This window comes from Nocardia sp. NPDC059154 (assembly GCF_042755705.1).
GTDB lineage: Bacteria > Actinomycetota > Actinomycetes > Mycobacteriales > Mycobacteriaceae > Nocardia.
Genome location: NZ_JBHZCS010000035.1, coordinates 97,023 through 108,135 on the forward strand (window position 1 = coordinate 97,023; position 11,113 = coordinate 108,135).

General features: G+C 68.2%; 10 protein-coding genes. 6 read left to right on the forward strand and 4 right to left on the reverse strand.

Annotated elements, in window-relative coordinates; translation table 11 throughout:
- Positions 1-5 precede the first annotated feature (5 nt).
- Genes ACFXN1_RS28075 through ACFXN1_RS28095 form a run of 5 tightly spaced genes read left to right on the forward strand, consistent with a single transcriptional unit; the run spans position 6 to position 6,487 of the window.
- Entirely contained in the window at positions 6-2,033 is a 2,028-nt protein-coding gene (locus ACFXN1_RS28075; protein ID WP_379443347.1) for a biotin carboxylase N-terminal domain-containing protein, read from the forward strand.
- Positions 2,030-3,190 carry an acyl-CoA dehydrogenase family protein gene (locus ACFXN1_RS28080; protein WP_354836432.1) on the forward strand — a complete coding sequence of 387 codons (1,161 nt, stop codon included), beginning with the start codon at positions 2,030-2,032 and terminating at the stop codon, positions 3,188-3,190. Before ACFXN1_RS28075 ends, ACFXN1_RS28080 begins: the two co-directional genes overlap by 4 nt.
- Before the next feature lie 11 nt (positions 3,191-3,201).
- The gene (locus tag ACFXN1_RS28085; protein WP_379397724.1) at positions 3,202-3,711 is read left to right on the forward strand and encodes a MaoC family dehydratase; all 510 of its coding nucleotides are present in this window, start codon (positions 3,202-3,204) and stop codon (positions 3,709-3,711) included.
- Positions 3,708-4,541, forward strand: a complete 834-nt coding sequence (locus ACFXN1_RS28090) for an HpcH/HpaI aldolase/citrate lyase family protein (RefSeq protein WP_379443345.1) — start codon at positions 3,708-3,710, stop codon at positions 4,539-4,541. Before ACFXN1_RS28085 ends, ACFXN1_RS28090 begins: the two co-directional genes overlap by 4 nt.
- 11 nt (positions 4,542-4,552) lie before the next feature.
- Positions 4,553-6,487, forward strand: coding sequence for an acetoacetate--CoA ligase (locus tag ACFXN1_RS28095; RefSeq protein WP_379443343.1), 1,935 nt, complete (start codon positions 4,553-4,555; stop codon positions 6,485-6,487).
- A gap of 6 nt (positions 6,488-6,493) precedes the next feature.
- Here ACFXN1_RS28095 and ACFXN1_RS28100 read toward each other — a convergent pair whose 3' ends face one another.
- The 4 genes from ACFXN1_RS28100 to ACFXN1_RS28115 form a co-directional block, all read right to left on the reverse strand.
- Positions 6,494-6,919, reverse strand: coding sequence for a DUF4254 domain-containing protein (locus tag ACFXN1_RS28100; protein WP_379397209.1), 426 nt, complete (start codon positions 6,917-6,919; stop codon positions 6,494-6,496).
- A gap of 136 nt (positions 6,920-7,055) precedes the next feature.
- Positions 7,056-7,817: an SDR family NAD(P)-dependent oxidoreductase gene (locus tag ACFXN1_RS28105; protein WP_379443341.1), complete on the reverse strand. Its 762-nt coding sequence runs from the start codon at positions 7,815-7,817 to the stop codon at positions 7,056-7,058.
- Between the two features lie 80 nt (positions 7,818-7,897).
- On the reverse strand, positions 7,898-8,479 hold the full coding sequence (locus tag ACFXN1_RS28110) for a TetR/AcrR family transcriptional regulator (RefSeq protein ID WP_379443340.1): 582 nt from the start codon (positions 8,477-8,479) through the stop codon (positions 7,898-7,900).
- A 33-nt stretch (positions 8,480-8,512) separates the two neighbouring features.
- Positions 8,513-9,667 carry an epoxide hydrolase family protein gene (locus tag ACFXN1_RS28115; protein WP_379443338.1) on the reverse strand — a complete coding sequence of 385 codons (1,155 nt, stop codon included), beginning with the start codon at positions 9,665-9,667 and terminating at the stop codon, positions 8,513-8,515.
- A 92-nt stretch (positions 9,668-9,759) separates the two neighbouring features.
- On the opposite strand from ACFXN1_RS28115, the gene ACFXN1_RS28120 reads away from it, so the two are divergent.
- Positions 9,760-10,728 carry a helix-turn-helix transcriptional regulator gene (locus tag ACFXN1_RS28120; protein WP_379443336.1) on the forward strand — a complete coding sequence of 323 codons (969 nt, stop codon included), beginning with the start codon at positions 9,760-9,762 and terminating at the stop codon, positions 10,726-10,728.
- The last annotated feature ends 385 nt before the right edge of the window (positions 10,729-11,113 follow it).

Here is an 11,113-nt window from a genome sequence, read left to right on the forward strand (position 1 = left end):
CCTTGATGAACACGATGTCCTCCTTTGTCTCCGACAAGGCGCAACCCGTCGCCTTCGACACCGTGCTGGTCGCCAATCGCGGCGAGATCGCGGTGCGGGTCATTCGCACCCTGCGCGCCATGGGAATTCGATCGGTCGCGGTCTACAGCGACGCCGACGCCGACGCCCGCCATGTGCGCGAGGCCGATACCGCGGTCCGCCTCGGCCCGGCCCCCGCGCGCGAGTCCTACCTGAGCATCGACAAGGTGGTCGCGGCCGCCGTGCGCTCCGGCGCGCAGGCCGTGCACCCGGGATACGGCTTCCTGTCGGAGAATTCGGCCTTCGCGGCCGCACTCGAGGCGGCGGGCATCGCCTTCCTGGGCCCTTCTGCCCGCGCCATCGAGGTGATGGGCGACAAGATCACCGCCAAGAACGCGGTGGCCGAATACGGCGTGCCGGTGGTGCCCGGCATCGCCAAACCCGGCCTCACCGACGCCGAATTGATCGACGCCGCAACGGAGATCGGCTACCCGGTGCTCGTCAAGCCGTCCGCCGGTGGCGGCGGCAAGGGCATGCGCCGGGTCGACGATCCGGCCGACCTGCCCGCCGCCCTGGTCAGCGCCCGCCGCGAGGCCGGCGCGGCCTTCGGCGACGACACCCTGTTCCTGGAGCGCTTCGTCACCCGCCCCCGGCACATCGAGGTGCAGATCCTGGCCGATCAGTTCGGCCACGTGCTGCACCTGGGCGAGCGCGAGTGCAGCCTGCAGCGCCGCCACCAGAAGGTGATCGAGGAGGCGCCCTCGCCGCTGCTGGATCCGCAGACCCGCGCCCGGATCGGCGCGGCCGCCTGCAATACCGCGCGCAGTGTCGACTATGTCGGCGCGGGCACGGTCGAGTTCATCGTCTCCGCCGACCAGCCGGACGAGTTCTTCTTCATGGAGATGAACACCCGCCTGCAGGTCGAACACCCGGTCACCGAGCTGGTCACCGGTGTCGACCTGGTGGAATGCCAGGTGCGCATCGCGGCCGGGCAGAAGCTGGCGGCCGCGCAGGACGACATCCGCCTCACCGGCCACGCCATCGAGGCGCGCGTCTACGCCGAGGACCCGGGCCGCGACTTTCTGCCCACCGGCGGCACCGTGCTCGCACTGTCGGAGCCGGAAGGTCCCGGCGTGCGGGTGGATTCGGGCCTGCGCGCCGGCACCGTGGTCGGCAGCGACTACGACCCGATGCTGTCCAAGGTCATCGCCCACGCTGCCGACCGCACCGCCGCCATCGCCAAACTCGATGCGGCCCTGCGGGACACGCAGATCCTCGGCGTGCGCACCAATACCGATTTCAGTCGCTTCCTGCTCGCCGACCCGGATGTCCGTGCGGGACAGCTGGATACCGGTCTGCTGGACCGCCGCGCCGTGGACTTCACGCCCGAACCGGTCAGCGACGAGCAGTTCATCGCCGCCGCGGCCGAACTCTGGCTGCGCCGCTGGCCCGCCGCTCCGGCCGATCCGTGGCAGCAGCCCACCGGCTGGCGGGTCGGCGCGCACGCACCCGTCGGCATCCGCCTCATCGGCGGCGACCGCACCGCCCACGTGTACCTGTCCGGGACCCCGGAGCAGGCGACGGCCTGGGTCGAGGGCGGCGAAAAGCACGTCCTGACAGTGGAATCCGACGGTGACTCGCTGATGCTGACCCTCGACGGCCTGCGCACCCGCTTCCGCGTCGCCACCGGGTCCGGTCAGATCTGGGTCGCCGACCGCACCGGCACCGCGCTGCTGCGCGAGGTCGCCGAGGCCGATGTCCGCGGCGGCGACGCCCATGTCGGCGACGCCGAGATCCAGAGCCCCATGCCGGGTTCGGTCATCGCCACCCCCGCCGCGGACGGCGAGTTCGTCGCCGCGGGCACGCCCATCGTGGTCGTGGAGGCCATGAAGATGGAACACACCCTCACCGCACCCATTGCCGGCCGCGTCGAACTGCTGGTCGAGCCCGGCGCGCAGGTGAAACTCGAACAGCCGCTGGCTCGCATCATCGCCGAGGAGAACACCCAGTCATGACCGATTTCCTGTCCACCGGAACCCTGCCGGACGAGTACCGCGAACTCGCCCTCACCGTCCGCGATTTCGCCAACCAGGTGGTGGCCCCGGTCGCCGCCAAGCACGACGCCGAGCACAGCTTCCCCTACGAGGTGGTCTCGGGCATGGCCGACATGGGCCTGTTCGGCCTGCCGTTCCCGGAGGAGTTCGGCGGCATGGGCGGCGACTACTTCGCGCTGTGCCTGGCCCTCGAGGAGCTCGGCAAGGTCGACCAGAGCGTGGCCATCACCCTGGAGGCCGGTGTCTCCCTGGGCGCCATGCCGATCTACCGCTTCGGCAACGACAAGCAGAAGGCGGAGTGGCTGCCACTGCTGGCCAGCGGGCGCGCGCTGGGCGCATTCGGCCTCACCGAGCCCGGCGCGGGCAGTGACGCGGGCGGCACCCGCACCACCGCGCGGCTGGACGGCGACACCTGGATCATCAACGGCTCCAAGCAGTTCATCACCAACTCGGGCACCGACATCACCCGGCTGGTGACGGTCACCGCGGTCACCGGGGGAGTGGACGGCAAGAAGGAGATCTCGACGATCATCGTCCCGACCGACACTCCCGGCTTCACCGCCGAACCCGCCTACAACAAGGTCGGCTGGAACGCCTCCGACACCCACCCGCTCAGCTTCGACGACGTCCGGGTGCCCGCCGAGAACCTGCTCGGCGAGCGCGGCCGCGGCTACGCCAACTTCCTGCGCATCCTCGACGAGGGCCGGATCGCCATCGCGGCGCTGTCGGTCGGCGCGGCGCAGGGCTGCGTGGACGAGAGCGTGCGCTACGCCAAGGAGCGCGAGGCCTTCGGTCGCGCCATCGGCAGCAACCAGGCCATCGCCTTCAAGATCGCCCGCATGGAGGCGCGCGCCCACATGGCCCGCACCGCCTACTACGACGCGGCCGCGCTCATGCTGTCCGGCAAGCCTTTCAAGAAGCAGGCCGCCATCGCCAAGCTGGTGGCCAGCGAGGCCGCCATGGACAATGCCCGCGACGCCACGCAGATCTTCGGCGGTTACGGCTTCATGAACGAATATGCTGTGGCCCGGCACTATCGCGACAGCAAGATCCTGGAAATCGGTGAGGGCACCACGGAGGTGCAGTTGATGCTGATCGGTCGGGAGCTCGGCCTGTGAGCGAGCGACAAATGGGCACCGCCGAGGTGAAGCGGGTCGTCCAGCGCGGCTTGTGGTTCGACGAGTTCGAGATCGGCGTGGTGTACGAGCACCGGCCCGGCCGTACCATCACCGAGGCCGACAATGTGTTGTTCACGACGCTGACCATGAACACCCAGGCCCTGCACCTGGACGCGGCGTTCTCCGACGCGCTGCCGCCGTTCCACCAGCGGCTGGTGAACTCCATGTTCACGCTGTCCACGCTGGTGGGCCTGTCGGTGGCGCAGCTGACCCAGGGCACCATCGTGGCCAACCTCGGCTTCTCCGAGATCGCCTTCCCCAAGCCGCTCTTCCACGGCGACACCCTGTACGCCGAGACCGTGGTGACCGACCTGCGGGAATCGAAGAGCCGCCCGGGCGAGGGCATCGTGACCTTCGCGCACACCGGGCGCAATCAGCACGGCGACATCGTGGCCACCGCCGCCCGGAAAACTCTGGTGCGACGGAGCCCGACATCCAGCCCGCTGGAGGAACCCGCATGAGTTGGGAAATGCCCGGCCCCGCTTGGCTTTTCTGCCCCGCGGACCGGCCCGAGCGCTACGGCAAGGCCCTCGCCGCGGCCGACGTGGTCATCCTCGACCTCGAGGACGGCGTCGCCGAGGCCGACAAGGCGGCGGCCCGCGAGGCGCTCATCGCCACCCCGCTGGACCCCGACCGCACCGTCGTCCGCGTCAATGCCGCGGGCACCTTCGAGCACATGCTCGACCTGGACGCCCTGGTGCGCACCGAGTACCGGCGCATCATGCTGCCCAAATGCGAATCGGCCGAACAGATCACGCGGCTGACCGACTACGAGGTGATCGCGCTCATCGAATCCCCGCTGGGCGCGCTCGCGGTCGGGCGGGCGGTCATGGTGCGCAATGCCATCGGCGTCATGTGGGGCGCGGAGGATCTGGTCGCTGCGCTCGGCGGCAACTCCAGCCGGCACGCCGACGGCGGCTACCGGGATGTGGCGCGGCACGTGCGCTCCCAATCCCTGCTGGCCGCCAAGGCGTACGGCAAGTTCGCGCTGGACTCGGTGTACCTGGATATTCCGGATCTGACCGGGCTGGCGGCCGAATCGGAGGACGCGGTCGCCATCGGCTTCGACGCCAAGGTGGCCATCCACCCCAGCCAGGTGCCGGTCATCCGGACCGCCTACGCGCCGACGCCCGGCGAAGTCGACTGGGCGCGCAGACTATTGGCGGAAGCGCCGAACCATCGGGGTGTCTTCACCTTCGAGGGGCGCATGGTGGACATGCCGGTCATCCGGCATGCCGAGCGAATCGTGCAGCGGGCCGCCACGGCCGGCAGCGCGGGATTCGCGTCGTAGGAGGTATTGCGGTGGAACCACAGTGGGTGCCGAGCGATCGGGACATCGCCGAGGCACAGGTGACCAGCTTCGCGCTGTTCGTCGAGAAGCGCATCGGGCTGTCCCTGCCGGACTATCGAGCCCTGTGGCAGTGGTCGGTGGACGACCTGCCCGGCTTCTGGGGCGCGATCTGGGACTACTTCGATCTCGGCGAGCGGTCCGACGAGGTGCTCGGGAGCACGGAAATGCCCGGCGCACAGTGGTTCCCGGGCACCACGCTGAACTACGTCGAGCAGGTGATGCGGCAGGTCCGCGACGACCGGCCCGCCATCCTGTCCGTCGACGAGACCGGCGAGATCACCGAGATCTCCTGGGCCGCACTGATCGCCACCGCCGCCGCCTTCGCCCACACCCTGCGCGCGCAGGGCGTCGGACCCGGCGATCGGGTCGCCGGGTACCTGCCGAACATCCCCGAGGCCGTCATCGCCTTCCTGGCCACCGCCAGCATCGGGGCCGTCTGGAGCGCCTGCGGTCAGGACTATTCCGCCCAGGCCGCGCTCGACCGGCTCGGGCAGCTGGAACCGAAGGTGCTGGTCACCGCCGACGGCTACCGGTTCGGCGGGAAGGCGCACGACAAGACCGCCGATATCGCCGCTCTGCGCGCGGGACTGCCCTCGCTGGCGGCGACCGTGCTGGTGCCGCGCCTCGGCCTCGAGGTGCCCGACACCCTGGCCTGGGAGAGCGTCGATCCCGGTGACGAGTTCGTCGTGCTCCCGATCGAGGAGGTGGATTTCGCGCACCCGCTGTGGGTGCTGTACTCCTCCGGCACCACCGGCAAGCCCAAGGGCATCGTGCACGGGCACGGCGGCGTGCTGCTCGAGCACCTCAAAGCCGTTGCCGTGCAATCGGATATCGGTCCGGACGACACGTTCTTCTGGTACACCAGCCCGAGCTGGATGATGTGGAACTTCCAGGTCGCCGGTCTGCTGGTGGGCGCGACCATCGTCTGCTACGACGGCAGCCCCGCCGCGCCGACGCCGGATGCGCTGTGGCAGTTGGCCTCCCGTACCGGCGCGACGGTCCTCGGCACCAGCCCCGGCTATGTCCTGGCCTGCGCCAAGGCCGGATCCGTGCCGCGCACCGACCACGATCTGTCCGCCCTCCGGCTGGTCGGCATCACCGGCTCCTCGCTGCCCCCGTCGTCCTCGCTGTGGCTGCGCGACAATGTCGGCGAGCAGGTGCCGGTGGCCTCGATCAGCGGTGGCACCGATGTGGTGTCCGCCTTCATCGGCGGCGTCCGCACCGTGCCCGTCTGGCCCGGCGAGCTGTCCGCCCCGTACCTCGGTGTGGCCCTGGACGCCTGGGACGAGCAGGGCAATCCGGTGCGCGACGAGGTCGGCGAACTGGTCATCACCGAGCCGATGCCGTCCATGCCGGTGTCCTTCTGGAACGATCCCGACGGCTCCCGCTATCGCGACGCCTATTTCGAGATGTTCCCCGGCGTATGGCGGCACGGCGACTGGATCACCATTACCGAACACGGCAGCATCGTGGTGCACGGGCGCTCCGATTCCACTCTGAATCGGCAGGGCATCCGGATGGGCAGCGCCGATATCTATCAGGCGGTGGAACGCATACCGGAAATCGCCGAGGCACTGGTGATCGGCGCCGAACAACCGAACGGTGGCTACTGGATGCCGTTGTTCGTGGTGCTGACCCCCGGGACCGAATTGACCGACGAGCTGCGGTCCCGCATCAATGCGACCATTCGTGCCGAAGTGTCCCCGCGACACGTGCCGGACGAAATCATCGCGGCACCCGGCATTCCGCATACTCGCACCGGCAAGAAACTGGAAGTGCCGATCAAGAAACTGTTCCAGGGCGCCGAGGTGTCCACGGTGGTGGCCCCCACGGCCGTCGACGTCCCCGAACTCCTGGACTGGTACGCCGCGCGCAAGCCGAAGTGAGGCGGGTCAGTGTGCACCGGGTAGGCGACGACGCCCGGTGCACACTTCCGATGCCAAGTCCTCATAGCCGACCGCCAATTCGGCCAGGTGCTCCCAGGCAATGGTGAGTTCCCGTCCGGATTCGCGTGCCAGCGCCGCATAGGCGGTGGCGGTGAACCGGGCCAGCCGATCGATGACCGCGCCCAGGGTTTCGGTGTGCACCCGGGCCGCGCCATGTGACGGCGGCAATTGCGCGGTCACCCAGCAGTCGATCTGATGCACCAGATCCGTCCGGATGGTGTCGAGTTCGATCAGCTGGGCCGGTTCGGCACTGAGCAGGCGCTCGTGCAGCGCGGTCAGATCCTGCGCCGCGCGTAGTAGTGGATGACCGGGCTGACCAGAACCTCGACAAGCCTCAAGGACCTGGTTCTTGGATGGCAGTGTATCCCTCATCGCGACTCCTATAACGCGACCTGCGAATTCCCAGCACGTTAGTCAGCGCAGATGACAGGGACGTGTCTGCCGGTTCAACACCCCACTTCAATTCCGCTATTGGAAGCTCGCCGTACCCGTTGGGCAAACGGTGAGATCAAGCCGTAGCGCCGCCGTCGATCACCAGATCGTGCCCGATGACGAAAGCGGATTCCGGGGAGGCCAGCCACACCACGGCGGCCGCGATCTCCGCCGGATCCCCGACCCGGCCCAGCGGAATTGCCGATGCCACGCGCGCATCGCGATCCGCGCGAGTTTCGCCCGGTCGGAAGGACATTCGCGTATCGGTCGCACCCGGGCTGACCGCATTGATGCGAATACCGTCACCGATATGGTCACGCGCGGCGGTCTGTGTCAGCACACTGACCGCCGCTTTGGATGCCGCGTAGGCCGCCAGACCCGGACGGCGGCCGTGCGTGCCGATATTCGAGGCCATATTCACGATGACGCCGCCGCCATTGCCGCGCATATGGGCGATCTCGTGTTTCATCGACAGGAAGACACCGGTCAGGTTGACATCCAGCACCCGGTGCCAGTCGGCATCCTCCAGCTCGCCGACCGGGGCGGGCGTGCCCAGAATTCCGGCATTGTTGAAGGCCACGTGCAGGCCGCCGTGTCGGCGCACGACCTCCTCGATCATGGCCGCGACCTGGTAGCCGTCGGTGACGTCGGCGACCACCCAGTCCACCGTGCCGCTCGCCGGCCGAACTCGTCCGGCCGCGTCGGCCAGCTGCTGCGCATCACGGCCCGCCAGCACCACCGTGGCGCCGAGATCGGCGAAGGCCTGGGCGGTCGCGCCCGCGATCGTGCCCGCGCCGCCGGTGATCAGCACAGTTTTGTCATCGAATCGGGTGCTCATGACGGTTCGTAACTCCTTTTCAGAATGATCGATCTCGAATGTAGGCAGTAGGGAAAGCTGTGGATGAATGGGAAACCTGTTCAGCCGAGCACGGATACGGCCACGCGGGCCGCATCCTGCAGGCGTGCAGCCGAATCCGGCGTGCGCTCGATGACGCGGACTCCTTGGAAGAAGACGAGAAGGAATCGGGCGAGTGCGCGCGGGTCCGCGTCCGCGGCCAGTTCGCCCTGTGCGCGGGCGCGCAGCAGCGCGGAAGTCAATGTCGTTTCGAGGTGTGCCCAGCTGGACTCCACGAGCCGCGCCACCGCCTCGTCGCAGTGCGCCAACTCGACCGCGCTGTTCACGACCATGCAGCCCAGAGATGAATCGGGACTGGATGCTTCGCGCACGAACCGCTGCACGAGTCCGCGCACCGCGGGCAGGACCGGACCCGGCTGCGACAACTCGTCCATGATCACCGGATCGGTGGTCTCGAGGTAGCGCTGCAGGGCCTTCAGGTAGAGGTCGCGCTTGCCGCCGAAGGTCGAGTAGATGCTCGCCCTCGCAATCCCAAGATGCTCAACCAGATCCGACATGGACGTCGCCTCATAGCCGCGCTCCCAGAACAATTCGAGACCGCGGCGGAGCATGGTGTCCGGATCGAACTCCTTGGTCCTCGCCATAGCGAGGACACTACGACTTTCAAGACCAATCGGTCAAATATGGCGGGCTCGGTGGATCTTGCCGAAGCAGGCCTGAATATCGGCCACATGCGCCCGGGGGACGTCCATGGCCAGGAAGTGGTTGCCCGTGTTGCCCTCGGGCCAGTGCACGATCGTGTTGTCGCGATCGGCGAGCCGGCGCATGAGCGGCGAGCCCCCGGCGTACACGCCCACCGGGACCAGCTTCTGGCCGGACGGCCACACGAAACCATGGTCGCCCAGTCCGTTGTACATGGGCCAGGACGAGGTGGCGGCGGTATCGGAGAACCAGTAGATGCTGACATTGGTCAGCAGCTGGTCGCGGTCCACGGCGTCCTCCAGCCGGTCGGCCAGCGGGGAGAACTCGTCGAACTTGTGGACCAGCCACGCGAGCAGGCCGATGGGGGAGTCGGTCCAGGCGTGCGCGAAGGTCTGCGGCGCCTGGCGGAGCAGGACATGGTGATTCACGCCGGACTGCCACTTCTGCATGAGATCCCATTCGGCGCGTTCCTCGGCCGTCATGGTCGGGACGTCCGCCTCGGTGGGCAGGCCGATGCCGCCGTCGATGTGCACGCCGACCAGGTGGCCGGGGGCGGCGATCGCCATCTCCTGCACCACGTACGCACCCAGATCCCCGCCCTGCGCGCCGTAGCTTTCGTAACCCAGGCGGGCCATGAGCTCGACCCACATGCGAGCCACGTGCCGCGGTCGCATGCCCGGTTCGCGCGGCGCCGCCGAGAATCCGAAACCCGGCACCGAAGGGATCACCACATGGAACGCCTGTGCCGACTCCATGCCGTGCGCTCGCGGATTCGTCAGCAGGGGAATGGTTTTCGTGAACTCCACGAAGCTGTTCGGCCAGCCGTGGGTGAGGATGAGCGGCAGCGCGTCCGGGTCGTCCGAGCGCACATGCAGGAAGTGCACGTCCAGCCCGTCGATCTCGGTCAGGAACTGCGGGAATTCATTGAGCGCCGCTTCCTGTGCGCGCCAGTCGAATTCGGTGCGCCAGTATTCGGCCAGCTCGCGCAGATAGGCCACCGGGACACCGCGCTCCCAGCCCTGTCCCGGGAGTTGCCGGGTCCAGCGGGCTCGTGCCAGCCGGTCGAGGAGGTCATCGAGATCGGACTGCGGGATGGCGATGCGGAACGGGCGGATATCGGTGCTGGTCATCGTGACTCCTGACGTCGGGCGGACGATCCGCTGACCACGGTAGGAGTCATATAGGACTATTCTCGTCCTATTTCGAACGGAGGATGGCGGGTATGAGCGACACGTCGGCACGCCTGCTGCGGCTGCTGTCCCTGCTGCAGACGCCGCGCGAATGGCCCGGCAGCGAACTCGCCGAACGCCTCGGCGTTACCGATCGCACCGTGCGCCGCGACATCGACCGCCTCCGCGATCTCGGCTACCCCGTCGCGGCCACCATGGGCGCCACCGGCGGCTACCGCCTGGTCGCCGGGGCCGCCATGCCGCCACTGCTGGTCGACGACGAGGAGGCCGTCGCCATCGCGGTCGGCCTCCGGGCGGCCGCGGGGTCCGCCATCGCCGGCATCGAGGAAGCGTCCGTCCGGGCGCTCGCCAAGATCGAACAGGTGCTGCCCGCCAAACTGCGCCGCCGGGTGCGAGTCCTGGGAGCCGCCACCGTCCCGCCCCGCGCCGGAGCGACCCCTGTCGACCCGGAGCTCCTCACCGCCCTGGCCGCAGCCGTGACCAACAGGGAGAGAATCCGCTTCGCCTACGAAGCAGCCAACGGCACCGAAACCCGCCGCAACACCGAGCCCGTCGGCTTGGTGTTGCGGCGGCACCGCTGGTACCTGGTCGCCTTCGACCTCGACCGCAACGACTGGCGCGTCTTCCGCGCCGACCGAATCCACCGCCTCCACCCCACCGGTGCCCGCTTCACCCCACGCGACCTCCCCGCCGCCAACCCCGCCGCCTACGTAACCGGCGAGCGAACCGACTGGGGCACCCCAACCCTGCACTTCCAGGTCGACATCGCGGCTCCCGCCGAAGCCGTAATCGGCCGGCTGGGCGAAGGCCCCGGCGACATCATCCCGCACGGACCAAACACCTGCGCCCTGAACATGTCCCGAGACGACCTCCCCGAATGGGTAGCACACCGCCTCCTGGAGCTGGGCGTCGAATTCGAAGTGCACAGCCCCCAACAACTCACCGACGAGCTGCGAAAAATCCGCGACCGCGCCGCCCGGGCAATAGAAGCCAAAAGATGAAGAACCAAAACCCAAAAGATCAAAAGATTAAAGATGCCTGGAGAAGGGAGGGGGTCGGGCTCACGTCCGCGCCTGCACCTTCCAGCCCCCTCGCCTTTGAAGCCGCATGTGGGGTTGCTGCAGGAGGTATTCGCTGGGATTACGGGGTTGGGGTCGCCACGTGATGGCTTGGGCTTGTTGGGGGACAGTGCCGATCGGTTGTGAAGCCAAAGGATCGACCTTCCGGCAGGCAGTGGTGTGGTGAGCGTGGGAGGGTCGGTGTCGGGGTGAGGGTTTGAGGCGGGGTGTGCTGTCCGAGATCGGACTATCGCCTGGTGGGCTTTACCCTTCGCCGTGACCGCCGATCATTGGTGATGGTGGCGGTCGGAGGAGTGATCGCGCCGGT

What these genes read in the sequence shown, in the direction of transcription:
- ACFXN1_RS28075 (WP_379443347.1), top strand. Translation starts at nt 6, where the DNA reads ATGAACACGATGTCCTCCTTTGTCTCCGACAAGGCGCAACCCGTCGCC.
- ACFXN1_RS28080 (WP_354836432.1), top strand. Translation starts at nt 2,030, where the DNA reads ATGACCGATTTCCTGTCCACCGGAACCCTGCCGGACGAGTACCGCGAA.
- ACFXN1_RS28085 (WP_379397724.1), top strand. Translation starts at nt 3,202, where the DNA reads ATGGGCACCGCCGAGGTGAAGCGGGTCGTCCAGCGCGGCTTGTGGTTC.
- ACFXN1_RS28090 (WP_379443345.1), top strand. Translation starts at nt 3,708, where the DNA reads ATGAGTTGGGAAATGCCCGGCCCCGCTTGGCTTTTCTGCCCCGCGGAC.
- ACFXN1_RS28100 (WP_379397209.1), bottom strand. Translation starts at nt 6,919, where the DNA reads ATGAGGGATACACTGCCATCCAAGAACCAGGTCCTTGAGGCTTGTCGA.
- ACFXN1_RS28105 (WP_379443341.1), bottom strand. Translation starts at nt 7,817, where the DNA reads ATGAGCACCCGATTCGATGACAAAACTGTGCTGATCACCGGCGGCGCG.
- ACFXN1_RS28110 (WP_379443340.1), bottom strand. Translation starts at nt 8,479, where the DNA reads ATGGCGAGGACCAAGGAGTTCGATCCGGACACCATGCTCCGCCGCGGT.
- ACFXN1_RS28115 (WP_379443338.1), bottom strand. Translation starts at nt 9,667, where the DNA reads ATGACCAGCACCGATATCCGCCCGTTCCGCATCGCCATCCCGCAGTCC.
- ACFXN1_RS28120 (WP_379443336.1), top strand. Translation starts at nt 9,760, where the DNA reads ATGAGCGACACGTCGGCACGCCTGCTGCGGCTGCTGTCCCTGCTGCAG.